The 19,354-nt window shown below is 53.6% G+C and carries 22 protein-coding genes; 6 read left to right on the forward strand and 16 right to left on the reverse strand.

All coding sequences use genetic code 11. From position 1 onward, the window contains the following. Positions 1 to 59: 59 nt before the first annotated feature. A complete protein-coding gene (locus ACMV5H_RS04840) occupies positions 60 to 299 on the forward strand; it encodes a YceK/YidQ family lipoprotein (RefSeq protein ID WP_414821526.1) in 240 nt (79 codons plus the stop codon). Between the two features lie 3 nt (positions 300 to 302). On the opposite strand, the gene ACMV5H_RS04845 is transcribed toward ACMV5H_RS04840, so the two are convergent. Further along, complete coding sequence (locus ACMV5H_RS04845) at positions 303 to 851, reverse strand: GNAT family N-acetyltransferase (protein ID WP_179252936.1); 549 nt, start codon at positions 849 to 851, stop codon at positions 303 to 305. Between the two features lie 98 nt (positions 852 to 949). After that, the gene (locus tag ACMV5H_RS04850) at positions 950 to 1,327 is read right to left on the reverse strand and encodes a MysB family protein (RefSeq protein WP_021804739.1); all 378 of its coding nucleotides are present in this window, start codon (positions 1,325 to 1,327) and stop codon (positions 950 to 952) included. 175 nt (positions 1,328 to 1,502) lie between these two features. On the opposite strand from ACMV5H_RS04850, the gene leuA reads away from it, so the two are divergent. Next, entirely contained in the window at positions 1,503 to 3,170 is a 1,668-nt protein-coding gene (leuA, locus tag ACMV5H_RS04855; protein WP_414821527.1) for a 2-isopropylmalate synthase, read from the forward strand. Here the strand turns inward: leuA and ACMV5H_RS04860 are convergent. Continuing rightward, positions 3,142 to 3,942 (reverse strand): AraC family transcriptional regulator, encoded by an 801-nt coding sequence (locus tag ACMV5H_RS04860; protein ID WP_021804737.1) that lies wholly within the window; start codon positions 3,940 to 3,942, stop codon positions 3,142 to 3,144. The genes leuA and ACMV5H_RS04860 overlap by 29 nt on opposite strands. 132 nt (positions 3,943 to 4,074) lie before the next feature. On the opposite strand from ACMV5H_RS04860, the gene ACMV5H_RS04865 reads away from it, so the two are divergent. Next, positions 4,075 to 4,473: a VOC family protein gene (locus tag ACMV5H_RS04865; RefSeq protein WP_414821528.1), complete on the forward strand. Its 399-nt coding sequence runs from the start codon at positions 4,075 to 4,077 to the stop codon at positions 4,471 to 4,473. A gap of 47 nt (positions 4,474 to 4,520) precedes the next feature. On the opposite strand, the gene ACMV5H_RS04870 is transcribed toward ACMV5H_RS04865, so the two are convergent. From ACMV5H_RS04870 to ACMV5H_RS04885, 4 genes are all read right to left on the reverse strand, one after another. After that, positions 4,521 to 6,074, reverse strand: coding sequence for a peptide MFS transporter (locus ACMV5H_RS04870; RefSeq protein ID WP_037374874.1), 1,554 nt, complete (start codon positions 6,072 to 6,074; stop codon positions 4,521 to 4,523). 486 nt (positions 6,075 to 6,560) lie between these two features. After that, positions 6,561 to 7,787, reverse strand: a complete 1,227-nt coding sequence (mdtG, locus tag ACMV5H_RS04875; RefSeq protein WP_414821529.1) for a multidrug efflux MFS transporter MdtG — start codon at positions 7,785 to 7,787, stop codon at positions 6,561 to 6,563. A 187-nt stretch (positions 7,788 to 7,974) separates the two neighbouring features. Then, on the reverse strand, positions 7,975 to 8,259 hold the full coding sequence (locus ACMV5H_RS04880; protein ID WP_021804733.1) for a YciI family protein: 285 nt from the start codon (positions 8,257 to 8,259) through the stop codon (positions 7,975 to 7,977). A 59-nt stretch (positions 8,260 to 8,318) separates the two neighbouring features. Beyond that, positions 8,319 to 9,239 carry a Kdo(2)-lipid IV(A) acyltransferase gene (locus ACMV5H_RS04885; protein ID WP_024486561.1) on the reverse strand — a complete coding sequence of 307 codons (921 nt, stop codon included), beginning with the start codon at positions 9,237 to 9,239 and terminating at the stop codon, positions 8,319 to 8,321. A 327-nt stretch (positions 9,240 to 9,566) separates the two neighbouring features. Here ACMV5H_RS04885 and ACMV5H_RS04890 point away from each other — a divergent pair, with 327 nt between their 5' ends. Then, entirely contained in the window at positions 9,567 to 9,728 is a 162-nt protein-coding gene (locus ACMV5H_RS04890) for a hypothetical protein (protein ID WP_059200549.1), read from the forward strand. A gap of 19 nt (positions 9,729 to 9,747) precedes the next feature. Here the strand turns inward: ACMV5H_RS04890 and ACMV5H_RS04895 are convergent, their stop codons facing one another. Next, complete coding sequence (locus tag ACMV5H_RS04895; protein ID WP_414821530.1) at positions 9,748 to 10,845, reverse strand: NADH:flavin oxidoreductase/NADH oxidase; 1,098 nt, start codon at positions 10,843 to 10,845, stop codon at positions 9,748 to 9,750. A 208-nt stretch (positions 10,846 to 11,053) separates the two neighbouring features. Here ACMV5H_RS04895 and ACMV5H_RS04900 point away from each other — a divergent pair, with 208 nt between their 5' ends. Further along, a complete protein-coding gene (locus tag ACMV5H_RS04900) occupies positions 11,054 to 12,106 on the forward strand; it encodes a rhodanese-related sulfurtransferase (protein ID WP_021804729.1) in 1,053 nt (350 codons plus the stop codon). A gap of 71 nt (positions 12,107 to 12,177) precedes the next feature. On the opposite strand, the gene ACMV5H_RS04905 is transcribed toward ACMV5H_RS04900, so the two are convergent. Next, on the reverse strand, positions 12,178 to 12,756 hold the full coding sequence (locus ACMV5H_RS04905) for a YceI family protein (protein WP_021804728.1): 579 nt from the start codon (positions 12,754 to 12,756) through the stop codon (positions 12,178 to 12,180). A 26-nt stretch (positions 12,757 to 12,782) separates the two neighbouring features. Continuing rightward, on the reverse strand, positions 12,783 to 13,337 hold the full coding sequence (locus ACMV5H_RS04910) for a cytochrome b (RefSeq protein WP_021804727.1): 555 nt from the start codon (positions 13,335 to 13,337) through the stop codon (positions 12,783 to 12,785). Between the two features lie 427 nt (positions 13,338 to 13,764). Here ACMV5H_RS04910 and ACMV5H_RS04915 point away from each other — a divergent pair, with 427 nt between their 5' ends. Beyond that, entirely contained in the window at positions 13,765 to 14,823 is a 1,059-nt protein-coding gene (locus ACMV5H_RS04915; protein WP_094982283.1) for an AI-2E family transporter, read from the forward strand. Between the two features lie 3 nt (positions 14,824 to 14,826). Here the strand turns inward: ACMV5H_RS04915 and ACMV5H_RS04920 are convergent, their stop codons facing one another. The 6 genes from ACMV5H_RS04920 to pyrC form a co-directional block, all read right to left on the reverse strand. Beyond that, complete coding sequence (locus ACMV5H_RS04920; protein ID WP_115158362.1) at positions 14,827 to 15,468, reverse strand: LuxR C-terminal-related transcriptional regulator; 642 nt, start codon at positions 15,466 to 15,468, stop codon at positions 14,827 to 14,829. A 214-nt stretch (positions 15,469 to 15,682) separates the two neighbouring features. Next, positions 15,683 to 16,795, reverse strand: coding sequence for an N-methyl-L-tryptophan oxidase (gene solA, locus ACMV5H_RS04925; protein ID WP_166734775.1), 1,113 nt, complete (start codon positions 16,793 to 16,795; stop codon positions 15,683 to 15,685). A 145-nt stretch (positions 16,796 to 16,940) separates the two neighbouring features. Then, a complete protein-coding gene (gene bssS / locus ACMV5H_RS04930) occupies positions 16,941 to 17,195 on the reverse strand; it encodes a biofilm formation regulator BssS (protein ID WP_024485935.1) in 255 nt (84 codons plus the stop codon). 241 nt (positions 17,196 to 17,436) lie between these two features. Next, positions 17,437 to 17,715 (reverse strand): hypothetical protein, encoded by a 279-nt coding sequence (locus tag ACMV5H_RS04935; protein ID WP_021178316.1) that lies wholly within the window; start codon positions 17,713 to 17,715, stop codon positions 17,437 to 17,439. A gap of 134 nt (positions 17,716 to 17,849) precedes the next feature. Next, positions 17,850 to 18,089, reverse strand: coding sequence for a DNA damage-inducible protein I (gene dinI / locus ACMV5H_RS04940; protein ID WP_021178315.1), 240 nt, complete (start codon positions 18,087 to 18,089; stop codon positions 17,850 to 17,852). A 74-nt stretch (positions 18,090 to 18,163) separates the two neighbouring features. Beyond that, positions 18,164 to 19,213: a dihydroorotase gene (gene pyrC, locus ACMV5H_RS04945; RefSeq protein WP_021178314.1), complete on the reverse strand. Its 1,050-nt coding sequence runs from the start codon at positions 19,211 to 19,213 to the stop codon at positions 18,164 to 18,166. Positions 19,214 to 19,354: the final 141 nt, after the last annotated feature.

The raw sequence follows: 19,354 nt of genomic DNA on the forward strand, positions 1-19,354 counted from the left end.
AATGCGCACTGCGTGTTCCCCTTTTTCGTTTCAATCTCAAAAAAGTTTGGATGTTGAAAATGGCTTTACTAGTCCGTCTGGCACTGTTGGCCGCTATGGCGACGACATTATCTGGCTGCGGTAGCATTATCAGCCGTACGGTGCCTGGTGCAGGCCACGGGCACCAATATTATCCAGGGGTGCAATGGGATTTGCGTGATACTCCCTGGCGCAGTGTTATGGTGATTGATGTACCGCTCTCGCTGGTGGTGGATACCTTTATGCTGCCGTTTGATGCTCAGCACGGGCCTTACGAATAGGTTCTAGCCTCTGGTTGCGAAGACCACCAGTTGATAGCTTTGGTTATTGCAATCGAAAGTGGTCAACGCCGTCATTCCCAGGCCAGAGACATGGGCGGCCAGCGAGTGCGGGTTATCCTCATTAACAAACAGCGCGCCAACGTCGAAATCCTGCTGAGTTCGCGCTTTCACCGCTGTAAACAACTGGCGTAGAACGCCTTTTCCCCGCCAATCGGCACTCAGGCATACCGGGCCGTACAGAAATACCCGTTGTTGATCCAATGCCTGGTTTTGAAACCGCTGTGTGGCCAACGTGTGCAGCATGGCATCCACTACTGGCGGTCGGGGTTGGGCGTCGGTTGGCATCAGGCAGACAAAACCAGCCAACTGTTCTTCTTCGGTAGCGATCAAAATACCCAGGCCGCTGTTGATACTTGCCAGCTGTTTTTCGTTCATCTGCGAGACGATAAAGCCCTGTTGCCGCTGCTGGGGGCTAAGTTGTTCTGGAGTATTTTGCGCCTGTAGCGCCAGAATTGCGGGATAATCACTGGGAACCGCTTGCCTGATGAGCATGATACCTGCCTGTGTCAAGGGGGAGAATGTAGTAGCATGCAATGCGTAGCCAGGGGCGTCAAGGCGAGGGTGGGCGACCAGGCGCCCACCCAACTGGCTCAACGTTCATCCCATTCGTCGGCAGCGCTCTGGCCTTCTTCAGTATCCAGCGGAGGATCGAGCTGAAAATCCCCTTCCTCCCACTCATGCAGCGTATTTTCGTTGATCCACTCGGCGCGGATCTCAATTTCGTCGTAGTCACCGTCAAAAATGGCCTGGGCGGCAGCACCGCTGCGCATCGTCATGCATTCGACAGACTCACCTTCCTCTTCGAAAAACTCGGCCTGCCACATCGTATCGCCATCCAGCATGATGTATTTCTGCAGGTTAAACTGTTGGGGTACCGGCGGCTCATCATCATCGCCACCTTCCGCCGTTTCGATAAACTCTTCGCGAGCGGCTTCGATCGCTTCTTCCAGCGTGGCATACAGGCTCATGCTCATCTCCTTTTTCAATCATCTTGGGGAACATCAGCATTAATTGTTGTCGCATCGTCGCAGGATGCAAATTTTTTGTTGTCCGTTTTGCGACGATGATTGTCCATCAGCCGGGAGACGCCTGGCTACGGGCAGGAAATAATGGCTACACCCTTTGGTCTGTAGGAGAATCAGGATGTTAGCCAACCCAGCAAGCAAGTACCGGCCGTTCCCGGCCATCGATTTACCCGATCGTCAGTGGCCGGGGCGTATCCAGCAGCAGGCACCGCGCTGGTGTTCCAGCGATCTGCGTGACGGCAATCAGGCGTTGGCCGAGCCGATGGATAACGCTCGCAAGCTACAGTTCTACCAACTGTTACTGGCCTGCGGGTTTAAGGAAATCGAGGTGGCTTTTCCTTCCGCATCGCAAACCGATTTTGACTTTGTGCGTCACTTGATCGAGCAACGGCTGATCCCGGATGACGTCTCAATCCAGGTGCTGACGCAGTCGCGAGACGATCTGATCGATCGCACGATGGAGTCGTTACAAGGGGCTCCACGTGCCATCGTGCATCTGTATAACGCCACCGCCCCGATGTTTCGCGATATCGTTTTCAAGCAGGACAAGGCCGCTACCGTGGCGCTGGCGGTGAATGGCGCACGCCGTATTCGCCAATGGTGCGATCGACATCCGGAAACCGACTGGTGCTTCGAGTACTCTCCAGAGACTTTCTGCTTTACCGAGCTGGAGTTTGCCCTGCAAATCTGTGAGGCGGTGGCGGACGTGTGGCAACCTGAACGTCTGCGGCCCATGATTATCAACCTGCCGGCCACCGTGGAGGTGAGTACCCCGAACATTTATGCCGACCAGATCGAATGGTTCTGTCGCCACTTCAGCCAGCGGAAGCAGGTGACCATCAGCGTGCATCCGCATAACGATCGCGGTACCGGTGTTGCTTGCGCCGAGTTGGCCATGCTGGCGGGGGCTGACCGAGTGGAAGGCTGCCTGTTTGGCAACGGCGAACGCACGGGCAATGTCGATCTGGTGACGTTAGCGCTCAATTTGTACACCCAGGGCATCGCGCCAGGGTTGGACTTCAGCCGGTTGAAGGAAGTGGTTGAAGTGGTGGAGCAGTGCAACCAGTTACCGGTACATCCGCGCCATCCTTATGCCGGTGAGTTGGTGTTTACCGCGTTCTCGGGTTCGCATCAGGACGCCATCAAGAAAGGCTTTGCCGCCCAACAGCAGCGTGAAGATGGGTTATGGCAAGTGCCTTATCTGCCGCTCGATCCGGCGGACGTGGGGTGCAGCTATGAGGCGGTGATCCGCGTTAACAGCCAGTCTGGCAAAAGCGGTGCCGCGTGGTTGCTGGAGCAGAATCATGGATTGCGCTTGCCACGTGGCTTGCAGATCGATTTCAGCAAAGTGGTGCAACAGGCCACGGATGAAAGCGGCAAGGAGATGACGGTGGCGGAAATCTGGCGGCTGTTCCGCAACAGCTACGGATTGGTGGAACAGCCGCGCTTACAGCTGCTCAGCTATCAAACGCAAAGCCAGGGTGGGGCGGCTTACAGCTTCACGGCGCAGGTGGCTCTGGCGGGGGAACCCATGCAGTTGCAAGGCAGCGGTAATGGGCTGTTGTCCAGCGCGGTAGATGCGTTATGCCAGCGCTTTGGCCTGGTGCTGGCTATCGACGATTACCATGAACACACCCTGGGGCATCAGAGCCATAGCCGGGCAGTAACCTATATCCGTTGTACCCCAGCAAGGGGGGAGGCAATTTACGGCGTAGGGATTGACGCCGACTCGGCCAGTGCCTCGCTCCAGGCTCTGTTCAACGTGGCTGGCCGCTGTTTGCCGTGATCGCTGGCTGAGCCTGGGCAAAATAGGTGCTGGGGGAAACGCCAAGCAGGCGGCGGAACATGGCGCTAAACGCGCTGGGGCTGTCATAGCCCAGATCCAAAGCCACCTCCAGCACCGATCTTCCGGCGGCCAGGGCGTTGAGCGCCGCCAGCAGGCGGGCACGACGCACCCAGTCGCTAAAGCGTAGGCCAGTCTCACGTTGGAAGCGACGGGACAGCGTACGGCCACTGACGTTGATGTGCTGCGCCGCCAGCTCCAACTCCCAAGGCTGCGCCAAAGATTGCTGAATGTGCTGGCACAGGGCCAATAAGACGCCATCGCGTGGCTCGGGAAGGTGTAGGGGCAGGATCGGCAGCATACGCAACTCATCGAGGATCAGTTCCATAATACGTTCTTCTCGTCCGCCGGGCCGGTAGCCGGGCTGAATATCCATCGCGCTGATAATCAGTTCACGCAATAAGGGAGAAATCTGCACAACCTGGCACTGAGCAGGTAAATCGGCACGGGCCAGGGGATCGACGAACAGCGTGCGTATCGCCACGTTACCGCTAAAACGCAGATTATGTTCCACTTTGGCCGGTAACCAAACGCCACGGCCTGGGGGGGCTACCCAACTGCCCACGTGTGTATTCACCTGTACCACACCGCTAAGGCTATGGATCAGTTGAGCGCAGTTGTGGCTGTGATCCGGTTCGCTATCACCATCCTGATAGTCCTTTGAAAATGGCACGATAGACTGATTCTCTGGGAGAAAATCGACGTTAAACAGCATTGTTTCTCCTCTGGATCCTGATGACGTGTCTGTTGCAGCATGCCATGTCTTGCCGCTACCGCAAAGCGCATTTCCTGTACGCCGTTTTGCCATGAAACGGCTTAGGCTAGCTGTTTGCCAACGGGAGGAAATATGGAGCTTGCCAACGCGGTATTACGGATCGCCCGGCCCACCGATCATTTGGCCGCGATTGCCAAAATGTATTGCCAGGGGCTCGGGTTTGAACAACTGGGTGAGTTTGCAGATCACCAGGGGTTCGATGGCATTATGCTTGGCCATCCGTGCCATGCCTATCATCTGGAATTCACTCATCACCGTGGTGTACTGGTTGGACGCGCACCGACACAGGACAACCTGTTGGTATTTTATGTGCCGGAAATAACATGTTGGCAGAGAAGGTGCGATCGGATGCTAGCCAGTGGTTTTGAACGAGTGCAGGCCTACAACCCTTATTGGGATGTGCATGGACAAACGTTTGAAGATTTGGATGGTTATCGCGTGGTGTTGCAAGCACGTGCCTGGCAGGCATAAAAAAGCCAGCGCTTTGCGCTGGCTAAAGGCTGATTACTTAGTGTCTATCAGGCATGCGTGACCGGTTTGTCACCGCTTTTGCCCTGGGTGTTTTCCAGCATGCGGCGGATCGGGACGATCAGCAGGATAAGCACGGCGGCACAGATCACCAGAGCAATAGAGCAGCGGGCGAACAGGGTTGGCAGCATGTCCAACTGATCCGCTTTCACGTGGCCACCGATCAAGCCCGCGGCCAGGTTGCCCAGCGCGCTGGCACAGAACCACAGGCCCATCATCTGGCCACGCATTCTATCCGGTGCCAGAAGCGTCATGGTCGCCAGGCCAATCGGGCTCAGGCAAAGCTCACCCAGCGTCAGCATCAGGATACTGCCCACCAGCCACATCGGTGACACGCCAGCGCCGCCATTGCCCAACACTTGTTGCGCGGCCAGCATCATCAGGCCAAAGCCTGCGGCGGCAAACAGAATACCAATCACGAATTTGGTGATGCTGCTCAGGCGGATTTTGTTACGGGCCAGAGCTGGCCAGGCCCAACTGAAGATTGGCGCCAACAGGATAATGAACAGTGCGTTAATCGATTGGAACCATACCGCCGGGATCTCGAAGTCGCCGATCATGCGGTTGGTGTAATCGTTAGCAAACAGGTTGAACGAGGTCGGTTTCTGTTCGAAGGCCGACCAGAAGAAGGCGGCAGAGATCAGCAGGATAAAACAGACCAGCAGACGCGCACGTTCTTTGCGGCTCAGACCAGCAAAGAAGAAGAGGTAGATAAAGTACAGCGTGACCGAGGCGGCGATGACGTAAACCAGCATACTGGCAACGGCGACCGGGTTAATCACGATGATACCTTGTGAGATCATAATCACGATCGCGGCAACGCCCACGGCCAGCGCAATCAGCCAGGCACCCACGCCATTTTTCTTGGCAACCGGGCTGTTCCAGGTTGAGTCCAGACCCACTTCGCTGTCATAGCGCTTCATGGCCGGTACTGCGAACACACGGAAAATCACCAAGGCCACCAACATCCCGATACCACCGATGCCAAAGCCCCAGTGCCAACCGTGTGAGCGGATCAGCCAGCCGGAAATCAGCGGGGCGATAAAGGAGCCCATGTTGATACCCATGTAGAACAGCGAGAAGCCACCGTCACGGCGTGCATCGCCTTTTTTGTACAGGGTACCGACCATCACCGAGATACAGGTTTTGAACAGGCCGGAACCGAGCACGATAAACATCAGGCCGACGAAGAACAGGTCGTTGCCCATAATAGCGGACAGGGCAATCGACAGGTGTCCCAAAGCGATCAGAATCGAACCGTACCAAACGGCTTTTTGCTGGCCGAGCCAGTTATCGGCTAACCAGCCACCCGGCAGTGCCGCCAGGTACATACTGCCAGCAAAGATACCGACGATCGCCGAGGCGTTTTCGCGCGCCAAACCCATGCCGCCGTCATAAACCGTGGCGGCCATAAACAGGATCAGTAACGGACGAATGCCATAAAACGAGAAGCGCTCCCACATTTCAGTGAAGAACAGCGAGCCGAGAGGATATGGATGGCCGAGGAACGTCCGGCTTTCTTTCTGATTAACAGAGGATTGCATAAAGTCTTCCCAATATAATGTGCTGCGCGCTGGCAGCAGATACTGTGGTATGTCTGTGTCTGTAAGTGAGGTAATCCCGCTGATGCGGATTACCTGACAAAACCTCAGCCGCAGTGCCTATTAAGCTTGAAAACCCTGCAGGCTATTTTATTCACTTGGTCAGAATGTTACTTCTGGCGTGATATTATTTAACCATTTGATAACTGAATGGTGGCTTTGTCTAGTACCTGTATCCCATTTTTTAGACGAAAAGTCGACAAACATCTACTTTATTGGTTTTTATGTTGGTTGTGGCGTTATTTTCATTGACAGGTGGTTTATTGCTCTGTTTGTGATTTTTTTGTCTAAAAACAAGGTGTTAATAATATTATTCTTCGAGATTGGGGGCGGGATGAAGCGGGATGGTAACAATAGTAAAAGTAAGGGAAACGGGGCTTGGGTAATATTTATCAGAACAACTGGCGATAAATAGCGCTATTACTCTTCTTACAACGTGTCTTCACGCGTTCTGGCTGGCCGCCGCTGCAGACACCACCAGGAATAGAACGCGTTAAATAGCACCACCAGCGCTGTCATGCAGAATACCGCGCGGAATCCATAGCTGGCAGAAACGGCAGCGCCGAGCAGTGGGCCGCTAACGTTGCCGATATCTCGGAAAGATTGGTTATAGCTGAATATTCGCCCGGCAACCTGATTGGTACAGTTGTAGATGAGTAAGGTTTGCACAGCAGGCAACAGTGCGCCATCGGCAGCGCCGAGCAGGAAGCGTAATACGCCGAGTTGCCACGGTGTCTGGACAAAGGCCATCGGGATCAGCAACAGCACGGAAATCACCAGCATAAACACCAGGATCCGCTCTGGGCCGATCCTGTCGCCCAGTTTGCCCAGCCGTGGCGCACTCATCAAGGCGGCAACGCCGGGTACCGAAGCGATCAAACCGCTGACAAATGCCAGATTACTGATGTTGCCCGCCAGTTCGCGCACGTAAAGCGTGAGGATTGGGGCAATCGAGCCAGTGGCGATCTGGATAATCATGGTGGTAACAAACAGGCTGAGGATCAGCTTGGGGCTTTTGAGCGAGGCAAACACCTGGCGCGCATGCAGCATGTCTTTTTTCTGTACCGGAGTGAACTGTTCTCGTACGCAGAACAGCGTCAGCAGGAAACAGATAAACAGCACCGTGGCGGTGATGAAGAACACGGGGCGCAGGCCATATTGGTCAGCCAGCAAACCGCCAATCAATGGGCCAATCAGGGCGCCACTGACGCCGCCGGTCGATAGAGTGCCCAGCGCCCAGCCGCTGCGATGGCGCGGCACCTGGGTAGCAATCAGCGCATTGGCGTTGGGAATAAAGCCGCCGAGCAGCCCCAGCACCGCGCGCAGTGCCAGAAACTGCCAGATGTTCTGCGCCATGCCCATCAGCACCATTACAATGCCCATTCCCAGCGCAGAACGCAGCAACATCAGCTTACGCCCACGGCGATCGGCGAGACTGCCCCAGAACGGTGAGGCAATAGCGGAGAACAGGAAAGTGATACTGAATACCAATCCGGACCACATATTCAGCGACTGATGGCCGGTAACACCAAGAGCTTCAACGTAAAGCGGCAGGAACGGCATGATCAGGCTAAAGGCCGCACCGGTCAGAAAGCAGCCCAGCCAGGTGATGAACAGGTTACGTTGCCAATTGATAGGTTCTGCTGCCGGGGCCATAAGTTTCCGTGCGGGGGAAGATATGCCTGGCGATTACGCAAGGCAAAAAAAGTTAGCCTGGTAAGTATGCGCCTAATAACGCAGGTTATCAATTGAGCAACTGTGTGATTTTGCGTGAAAAAGAAATAAAGTTTTAAAACAGGGAATGACAATTATTCCCGCGCAGGACAACGCGGGAACGAGGGTTTCAGACACCGGCCAAGGCTTCGAATCCGGCGTTGGTGGTGGTGAGAGCGACGTTTGTCACCTCATAATTGGCCACGGCGACGAAGGGATCTTCTGCCAGGATGGCATCCAGCTTGGAGCGCTCCATGTCTTTTACCAGGATCACGCCGCCAGTACGTGGGTTCTTACGGCCAGAGGCAATAAAGCTGCCAGCTTGAAAATGGTGCTTCAACCAGGCGATATGCCCTTCAAGATGGCCTTCTACTTCTTCAATCGGGCGGTGGTAGGTCAGGCTGACGATATACATAGAAGCTCCTGTTGCTGGGAAAGCGACAATATCATGCGGGCCATCTCGGCCCGTAGCGATTAATAGAGAGAAGGCTCACCTTCTGGGCGGGTCTTGAAGCGGCGGTGTAGCCACATATATTGATCCGGCGCCATCAGGATCTCTTTTTCTACCACCTTGTTCATAAAGGCTGCAGCCTCGACTTCGTTATCCAGCGGGAAATTTTCCACTGCTGGCTGCATGATGAGTTCGTACCCTTTACCTTCTGGCAGGCGGCGTGGCGTAAAGGGAATGATCGCCGGTTTCCCCATGCGTATCAACACATAGCTGCCGGTGGTGGTCGCTGCTTTTTCCACTGCAAACAGCGGGGCAAACACGCTGCTGCGCGGGCCGTAGTCATGATCCGGTGCGTACCAGATGATCTCACCCTGTTTCAGGGCGCGGATCATCCCTTTGACGTCTTTACGATCCAGCATGGATTTGTTGGAGCGCATACGGCCCCAGGTCTGTAGCCAGTCCATCAGCTTGTTGTCGTGTGGACGGTAGACGCCGATCCCCGGATTGTGGATGCCAAAGATACGAGCACCCAACTCCAGCGTCAGGAAGTGCAGGCCGATCAGCAGCACCCCTTGATGATTGTCCCGTGCCTTTTGAATGTGTTCCAGGCCGCTGACGCTGAACCAGCGCTCGATACGCCAGTTGGGCCAAAACCAGGCCATGCCGGTTTCAAACAGCCCCATCCCCACGGATTCGAAGTTCTTGGCGATCAACGCATCACGTTCGGCTCTCGGCATATCCGGAAAGCACAGCTCCAGATTACGCTCAGTTATCGCTCGCCGGCGTTTGAGGAAACGCATTGAAAAGCGACCTAATCCGGTCCCCAAACGATAAATGATTGGGTAGGGCAGCAGGACCAGCAGGTAGAGTAAGGCGATGCCAAACCAGGTAAGCCAGTAGCGTGGATGCAGTAAAGATCGATTGAAAGAAGGAACTTGCGTCATAGGTTCTCAGCTTAGAAGCAGTCATTTAACAGTAATAACAGATAAAATGCATAGGCGCGTCGAGTTGCCATAAGTCTTGTTGTGGGTCGCCATCAGAATTTTTTGCTGGCCACGGGTTGCTTGAACGACTCGGTCTATGCAATGGTTTTCTGCCGTTTATAGTAGCGTATTGTGACATTTTTCTTATGTAACAGGAAAACTCACCGCATTAAAACACCCTTTTTAGGCCTAAATCAGGTGCGGTTGTTGGTTTTTTGGTCAAATGAAGTAAGAATCGGCCTATAAGTCAGGCAGTGTTTTATCCGTTTATTGATTCAGGAGGTAACTATGTTGACATCATGGTTAAGCGCTGGGCTATTGGTGATCGGTGGGTTACTTGGCTGTCTTGGTGCCTATATGCAGTACAACCCTTTGCTAGCCGTAGCGGGGGGCGGACTGCTGGCTGGGGCGGTTATTTCTGGGGCAACGGAATGGTCAAGCGGGCGCTAGACACCCGCTTGAGGCCGTTTTAATGGTCTTTGAACAATCCTTTCACCCGGTGTGGTTCTGAGCGCCAATACTGCGGCGGAGCCTGCACTTGGGCCCCCAGTTTGGCGGCTGCGTGCCACGGCCAGCGTGGGTTATAGAGAATACCGCGCGCTAGCGCGACCATATCGGCCTGACCGGTGGCGACGATCGCTTCTGCCTGCTCCGGTTCGGTGATCAACCCCACGGCGATGGTTGGTATCCCTACTTTATGTTTGATGGTTTCGGCAAAGGGGACCTGGTAGTTCGGCCCCACCGGGATTTTTTGCTGCGGCGACAGGCCGCCGCTGGAAATATGAATGTAATCGCAGCCCAATTCCTTTAAAGCGCTGGTCAGCTCAACGGACTGCTGTTCGTTCCAGCCGCCTTCAACCCAGTCACTGGCGGAGATCCGCACGCCAAGCGCTTTGTTGGCGGGGAACACCGCCCGCACCTCGCTGAAAATTTCCAGCAACAATCGCATCCGATTTTGCAGACATCCGCCGTATTGATCGGTGCGCTGATTGGCCAGTGGCGAAAGGAACTGGTGCAACAGGTAACCATGTGCCCCGTGCAGTTCGATCAGATCGAAGCCGAGACGGTCGGCACGCCGTGCCGCTGCAACAAATTGCGCCTTCAACTTCTCAATTTGCTCCAAGCTCATGGCCTGTGGAGCCTCATCCAGAGGGTTAAAGGGCTGGGCAGAGGCAGAGAGCGTTTGCCAACCGCCCTCATTCCTGGCCAACTGGGCTCCACCTTGCCAGGGAAGAGCGCAGGAAGCTTTGCGGCCAGCGTGTCCCAGTTGGATCCCCAAAGGCATGGTGGCGTGTTTTTTCACCGCCTGTACCACGTCGGCAAGTGCCTGTTCGGTAGCGTCGTCCCACAGGCCCAGATCCCCCGGAGAAATACGTCCTTCTGGTGATACCGCAGTGGCTTCCACAATCAGCAAACCCGCCCCGGAAAGGGACAGATGGCCAAGGTGCATCGTATGCCATTCGGTGGCTTTACCGTTGTCGGCAGAGTACTGGCACATGGGGGCGATAATGATACGGTTAGGCAACCGCAGTAGCCCCAGGGTGATCGGAGTAAACAGCTGGCTCATAATTTCCTCATGGTCCGTCAAAATTCGTTGCTACAACTTGCACTAGGCTTATCGGTATTTGCCAATAACGTCAAGCTTTGTGCGGAAATCATTGCCGCCGGGTTAATGCTGTGTTGCAGCCTATTTTCGGGTATGATGTGCGCCGCGCGCGGGCTAACGGCCCGTGGGCACTCAATCAGTCACCTCCCGAAAGACAGGAAAGTACACCATGCCAGTGTTACATAACCGAATTTCTAATGAGGAACTGAAGGCGCGTATGCTGGCCGAAACCGAGCCACGCACCACAGTTTCTTTTTATAAATATTTCACCATTGACGACCCCAAAGCATTTCGCGATAGCCTGTATATTCAGTTCGATAAGCTGAAGGTGTTTGGCCGTATCTACGTGGCCAAAGAGGGCATCAATGCGCAGATCAGCGTGCCGCAGAGTCACTTTGACGCGTTCAAAACCGTGTTGTTTGCTTCGCACCCGGCTCTGGACCAGGTGCGCCTGAATATTGCGCTGGAAGACGATGGCAAATCCTTCTGGGTACTGCGTCTGAAAGTGCGTGAACGTATTGTGGCCGATGGGATTGAAGATGAGACCTTCAACCCTGCCAATGTGGGTGAGTATCTGCAGGCCGATCGCGTTAACCAGATGATCGACGATCCGAATACGGTGTTCGTCGATATGCGCAACCACTATGAGTACGAGGTCGGGCACTTTGAGAAGGCGATCGAAGTGCCTTCCGACACGTTCCGCGATCAGCTACCGATGGCGGTGGAGATGCTACAGGAGCAGAAAGACAAAAATATTGTCATGTACTGTACCGGTGGGATCCGTTGTGAGAAAGCCAGCGCCTATATGCTGCATAATGGCTTCAAAAACGTCTATCACGTGGAAGGCGGTATTATCGAGTATGCCCGCCAGGCGAAGGCGAAGGGGTTGCCACTGAAGTTCATCGGCAAGAACTTTGTGTTTGACGAGCGCATGGGGGAACGTATCTCAGAGGACGTGATCGCCAACTGCCATCAGTGCGGTGCGCCATGTGATACTCACACCAACTGCCTGAACGACGGCTGCCATCTGCTGTTTATCCAGTGCCCAAGCTGTGCCGAGAAGTTTGCTGGCTGCTGCAGCGAGACCTGCCGTGAAGAGCTGAAATTACCGCGTGAAGAACAGCGAGCCCGCCGGGCTGGCCGCGAGAATGGCGTAAAAATCTTCAATAAGTCCAAAGGGCTGTTGCAAACCACCATGCATATCCCAGAACCGAAAGAGTAGGGTGTTGCGCGTAGGATAGAAATAGAAACAAGGGCGCTGAAATTCAGCGCCCTTGTTGTATAAAGAATGTATTACTTCTCGCGAACGCCTTCGACCGAGATGATCAGCTCAACTTCCTGGGAAGCCGGGCCGAGGTCGGTGGTGATGCCAAAGTCTTTCAGCTTGATTTTACCGTTGGCTTCGAAACCGGCGCGGTAACCGCCCCAAGGATCTTTACCTTCGCCGACCAGTTTGGCTGCCAGCGTGACCGGCTTGGTCACGCCGTTCAACGTCAGGTTGCCGACTACGGCATAACCTTCACCGTCTTTTTTCACTTCGGTAGAGGTAAAGGTAGCCTGCTTGTTCTTTTCGACGTTCAAGAAATCGGCGCTGCGCAGGTGTTTGTCACGCTCGGCGTGGTTGGTGTCTACGCTGGCTGTGTTGATGGTTACGTTGACTTTATCGTTAGCAGGGTCTTTTTCATCGAAGGTGAAGCCACCGTCAAAATCTTTGAAAGAGCCATAAATCCAGCTGTAGCCCAGGTGCTGGATGCGGAATTCGATAAAGGCGTGCTGGCCTTGTTTGTCGATTTTATAGTTGGCAGCCAGAGCGGAACCGGCGTTTAACAGCAGGGCACCCGCGGCCAAGCCTAATACGGTTTTCTTCAACATAGCAATATCTCCATAAATCCAAAGGGTTAATCGGTGCTGCGTCCCAGCATCCGTTTCAAAGTCACATCACCATCAATAAAGTGATGTTTAAGCGCGGCCAGGGCGTGCAGTACTGAAAGCACGACGACGGCCCAAGCCAGATAAAGGTGGATAGTCCCGGCGGTGTCGGCCTGCTGTGGCAAACCGGTCACGCTGGCCGGTACGTCAAACCAGCCAAATACGCTGATTGCCTGACCATCGGCGGTCGAGATCAGGTAGCCGCTGATCAGGATGGCGAACAGCACGGTATAAAGTGCGATATGGGCGAGCACGGCACTGATATGCGTAAGACGGCTATAACTTGCCAGGGGCTTGGGCGGCGGCGAGATAAAACGCCAAACCACTCGTACCACCATGACGATAAATAGCAGCGTGCCAATACTTTTGTGGATCTCCGGCGCCTGGTGATACCAAACGTCGTAGTAGCCCAGTGTCACCATCCATAATCCGAGGGCGAACATGCCGTAAACGGTCAGCGCCACCAGCCAGTGGATCAGTACAGAAACGTGACCAAAGCGGTCGGCGGTATTTTTCCAGAGCATCAGTTTTCCTTACAAAACTCATTTACCGACAGCAATACTTAAACTTTAAGAAACATAAATCAATAATAAATTTAACTAAGTAACATCATAAAAATATTAATCAGTAGATTTGTTTGAGTTGTGGCAAGTTGGTCAAAGGAATCGTTGGAGAGGGTGTTTTTTTGGCGATGTTGGGGAAATGCTGGCCAATTGAAATCTATCGACTTTATTCTTCATTGTCAGCTTTTGTCATTTTTCGTAAATACCACCAAAAACCTTGGCAAATAATTGAATAACGACTAGCGACGATTATTTGTTCACTCTGTCGACCAAGATTAATTTAATTCCTTCAGCAACTTGAGGATGATATGCCTGCGACAGCAAGGAATAATTTGCTAACATGTATTTATCAATGGCCTGGCGGGCCTGTATCACACAAGGAACTTTCATGGGCATACCCGAGTTTAATGACCGCAAGCTACGTTTGATCATGATGCTGGCCATGCTGGTGGTGATCCTGGCTGGCATAAAGGCGGCGGCAGATATTGTGGTGCCATTCCTGCTGGCGGTGTTCTTGGCCATCGTGTTAAACCCGCTGGTGCTGCTACTGGAACGCTTTCGGGTGCCCAGAGCGCTGGGGGTGACGCTGTTGGTGATTGCCATTGTCCTGCTGTTGCTGACCTTGATCGGTATGCTGGGTGCTTCATTAAATGAGTTTGCTCGCTCCTTGCCGCAATATCGGGGCATGATGCTGGAGAAGTTGAGTGAACTGCAATACCAGGCGCAACGCTTCAATCTGGATATTACCTTCTCGGCAGATGCGGTGGTCAAATATGTCGATCCTGGCGCCACCATGAACCTGGTGACCCGCCTGCTAGGGCAACTTTCCGGCGCGATGACCAGCATCTTCCTGTTATTGATGACGGTGGTCTTTATGCTGTTTGAGGTAAAGGTCTTGCCCTTTAAGCTGCAGCAGGCGCTGGATAATCCCACCGAAGGGATGGCCACTATCCGCAGGGCCTTGCAAGGGGTCACGCACTATCTGGTGATCAAGACTGCCATCAGCCTGGCCACAGGTCTGATCGTCTGGGGCTTTTTGAGCTGGGTTGGCGTTCGTTTTGCCTTTATCTGGGGCATGATGGCGTTCATGTTCAACTATGTGCCCAATATTGGTTCGATCATTGCCGCTATTCCGCCGCTGATCCAGGCTTTGCTGTTTAACGGCTTTGCCGATGCGGCCGTGGTGGCTGCGGGTTATATCCTGATCAACCTGATCATCGGTAATATGCTGGAACCGCGGATCATGGGCCGTGGGCTGGGGCTTTCTACGTTGGTGGTGTTTCTTTCCCTGATCTTCTGGGGCTGGCTGATGGGGCCCGTGGGGATGTTGCTTTCGGTCCCCTTGACCATTATCGCGCGCATCACGTTGGAAACTATGGACGGAGGACGCAAGGTGGCCATGCTCCTCGGCGATGGGCGCCAGATAAACGAAATCACGCCGAAATAAGGCTTAAACGGCGGCCCGCAGCTCTAACGAAGCCGAACCCACCGGCTTAAAGGTGGTGGGTTCTGGCGGATAGAAATAACGCAGTATGTTATACAGTGAATAAAATTCAAGCCGGTTACGCACGTTGATTTTCTCGGTGATATGGCGTTTATGCACGTACACCGTATGGGCGCTGATCTGTAATTTTTTGGCGATGCGATAATTCGGCATTTCGGACATCCAATAGCGCATTACCGTCAATTCTTGCGGGCTGAAAAGCGAATGAGCCTCTTCATCCTTCATTAGCTCACTTGGGTTTTTACTTAGCGTTTTTAGCGCAATGGGTAGCACGGTTTTGTTGAATAAAAAAGTATTGCTGGCAATACGCAGCGGGCTTTCACTGTAGGGATAAGGAGCATCCAGATAAATATATACCGTTGCACGCCAGGCCGCCGTGATAAACGCTGAAAGCAGTTGATTGTCTGTTGTGCAGCGGCAGTAGTTGGACAGATTCACCAAAATATGGCTGGGTTTGAAACTGGCCAGTAGAGGAAGCGCGGTGTCGATGTCTGGGCAGCAGTTTACTGACGCAAACACGTTGTCAGTAAAGTGGTTGGCGATCCCAATACGAGTGAAACAGCATTCGTCCACAACGAGTAGTTTCATAGTGACGTCCTTGTTGAAGATACAAAACGGCTAGAGCCTAATTATGTAAAATAGGCCTTACCCGGTTGTGGGATCAATTCGGAAATCCAGTGGCTATAGGAAGATATTTCCGTCCATAGCTTATTTTTCATTAATATCAGTAGGTTGGTGTATTCATATCGCTGGGGTTTTCCCCTGCCGCTGGCCAGAGCGGGGCCAACAGGGGATTGAACGGTCAGAAACGCCGCAGGCTGAAGGGAGTGATATCCAGGGATGAAGGCTTATCTTGCGCAAACAGCGCGGCTATCTCACCCAGTACGCTGGCAAACTTAAATCCGTGGCCACTCAGGCCGGTGATCACCATCAGGCGTTGGCAGCCAGGCAGGGTGTCGATAATAAAGTCTTCATCCGGGCTCATATCATAGCTACAGGCTTCACCGTGCAGACAGACGCCAAGCCCTGGCAGGAAGTGGCGCAGAAAGCCGAATACTTCGGTACCGTCGCTGGCCAGGGAGCCGAACGGCTTGCGCTGATCCGCTGTCTCCATCGGTTGTCCACCATCATGTTTACCGACCTTTAAGCCGTCATTCTCAGAGGGGAAACCGTAGTAGTGGCAGCCGTCTTGCGCTTCAACGGTGAAAGCCGGAAAGCGGTTGTTTTCGCTGTAACGACCATCTGCCTGATACCACGAAAACACCTTACGCACCGGTGAAACAGGAAGCTGTGGTAACAGATTTTTGACCCAGGTTCCCGCGCAGACCACGGCTTTACGCCCTTGGTAGCGCCCCTCTGAAGTCACGACCTCAACCCCCTGATCGATTGGCTCGATGGCGGTTACCGGACAATTAAACAGTTGGGCGCAGCCCGCTTCTCTGGCCAATCTGACGTAGCTGGCAACAATCAGTTCCGAGCGCAGTATCCCTGCATCTGGTTCGAACAGGCCGACATAACCCGCTGGCGCGGTGAACTCTTGCCAGCGTTGTTGGATCTGTTCGGCGCTCAGTAACTCGGTATTGAGGTTAAAGTTTTTGGCACTGCGCTGTGCCGTGGTGACAAATTCACTGTCTTGTGGCCCCAGGGTGAGCACGCCACAGGGATGAAACAGCTTGTCGCCGCTTTTCTGCTCTAATCCATTCCACAGTGCCTGGGCACGCAGCAGAAAAGGCACATATTTTTCGCCCTCGCCGTAAGCATGGCGGATGATACGGGTATCGCCGTGGTGGCTGCCCTGACGATGCGGGGGGAAAGCGCTGTCGATCATTAAGACCTTAAGGCCTGCGGCTGTCGCATAATAGCCTGCAGCAGCCCCAACCGAGCCACTACCCACGATGATCAAGTCATATTCCACGTGCCATGTCCTTTCTTTGATGTGTCGCTGATGGCAGATATGATAAGAGTTTGGCGGCGGTAATGCACCATGAACCGATGCGGGTCGATACAAAAGAAAAGGCGCCGGTTAATTGCCGACGCCTTAGCGGTTGAGGGTGAATGGGTTAATGTTTTCTGCGATCAAGGTCTAAATAATCCGTAGATTCTATCTTGGCGATGCCAGCCTCTAAAATATTGATTAATTGGCGGGCAACGTCTGTGGTTAGCCAAAGAGTCCGATCCACTTGCGCTTCTTCGGCTGTTTGGTCTAGTGAAGACAGGTAATGAAGGCGAATCATCATGGCATCATAAACATCGACGGTACTGATATCCCAGCCAACAAGCGGATGTGTCTGTATTACTTCATCATTTCTGTCCATAAAGACCCCTTATCAAGTAGTGACTAGCTGGAGTTACTAACGAGGATCAATGTTTCTCACCTTCATGGTGAGCTTTTACAGTATACGCATTCAGTATCTGGCGTGGGGTGTTTTCCTGCGGTTTATTGCAAATAAATATTTTTTGCGTAATTAATCGGCTAGCGGAGTGGATAGCTGGGGGTTTTAGGTAAAGGGTTGGGGCAGCTGCATGCTGCGCCCGTGCTTAAGTCATCTAACAATATTACTCTTCGGCGGCAGGAGGAAGTTTCACGTGCGCATGACTTTCCAATTCGGCTGCCAAATGGGCGAAATGCTTTTGCATTTCAGGATCGCGGTTCTGATTTTGTGCTTCCAGTTTCAGGCTGTGGATCAGCAACTGGTTGGCTTTGTCATTCAAGCCAAAAGACAAATAAGAGAAAGCGACCTCGAGTACGCTCAGCCGCCGTTTTTGATCGGCGATCAGGGCCAGCAACTCGCCAAAGGTCATCGCTTCTTCGGGCTTGTCTTTATCAGGAACCATTGTTTATACCTTTGTTGCACCATAAGTTGTCTAATCATTACAGACCACAAGTGCTGTTTCTTCCAGGCAAAACGACGATACGGCAGAAACAAAAAAGCCGGAGAGCGACCCCCGGCAACAACGACATTGCAGAATTATTCTGCACTGAACCAATCGTCGGCACTTTCCCAGGTTTCCTGGAGTATCTCCTCGATCAGGTCTTTATCTGTTTTGGCACCGCCCATGACGGAAAGGCCATTGGCACCGGCATAACGGATCTGGACGGTAGTGTCAGGAAACTGGCGATTGACCCGTTTACTGAATTCGCCGGTCAGGGCTTCGATAGCCCCCGGCGGCAGTGGTTTGGTTTTATCTATAGTGACTTCAACACGCATAATTGCCCCCGGAACTGTCTACTGGATATTTATACAGTCAACTGGCGCCGGAGGCAAGAGCAGAAATAAAATATTTAGCAGTCTGTCACTGACCAGTTGATGGTCTCACCGGCCAGGAAGGGCACCACGGCTTCATTACCCAAAGTGATCTCCTCTGGCTGGGCCACCGGCAGGCGTTGCAGCGTGATAAAGTCCTGGTTAACCGGCAAGCCGTAGAAGCGGGGGCCATTCAGCGAGCTGAAGGCTTCCAGGTGCTCCAGCGCGCCTAATTGTTCAAATACGGTGGCATAGGCGGGCATTGCGTTCGGGGCGTTAAATACCCCTGCGCAGCCACAGCTGGTCTCTTTACGGTGTTTGGCATGAGGTGCCGAGTCGGTGCCGAGGAAGAAGCGGTCACAACCGCTGGCAACGGCGCTGCGTAACGCTTCCTGATGGATGTTACGCTTGAGGATTGGCAGGCAGAACAGGTGTGGCCGGATCCCGCCTACCAGCATGTGGTTGCGGTTAAACATCAGGTGCTGTGGCGTAATGGTGGCACCAAGGAAACGATTGCCTTCCTGCACGTACTGAGCGGCTTCCCGGGTAGTGATATGCTCGAATACGATTTTTAATTCCGGGAACTGGCGGCGTACCGGCTCCATCACCTGTTCGATAAAGCGAGCCTCGCGATCGAAGATATCCACGCTGGCATCGGTGACTTCACCATGGATCAGCAGCGGCATACCCATCTTCTGCATCTGCTCAAGCAGGGGATAAATCCCGGTCACATCGCTCACGCCGTGGCTGGAATTGGTGGTGGCATTGGCTGGATAGAGCTTGGCAGCGGTGAACACCCCTTGCTCAAACCCGTTGACCAGCTCCGCCGCAGCGAGGGAATCCGTCAAGTAGCAGGTCATCAACGGCGTGAAGTTATGTTCTGCGGGGAGCGCAGCCAGAATACGTTCACGATAGCTACGTGCCGCGGCAACGGTGGTGATCGGTGGGGCCAGGTTCGGCATCACAATCGCCCGGCCAAACACCTGACTGGTATAGGGCAGAACCGTTTTCAGCATGTCGTCGTCACGCAAATGGATATGCCAGTCGTCAGGGCGGCGGATTTTCAGGGCTTGGGGTTGTGCGGTCATGGTGCAGAGCTCCGGCGGTCAAAAAATCTTAATAAAAGCGAATAAACGGGGGTTATTCACGCCGGGGTGAAAGGATAAGCGGAAAACGGTTTGGATGCATCTGTTAGTTAATGACAAGTTGAAATCAGTTGGCTTAGGCGA

The organism is Serratia sp. N21D137 (assembly GCF_047530005.1).
In the GTDB taxonomy this organism is placed as follows: domain Bacteria; phylum Pseudomonadota; class Gammaproteobacteria; order Enterobacterales; family Enterobacteriaceae; genus Chania; species Chania fonticola_B.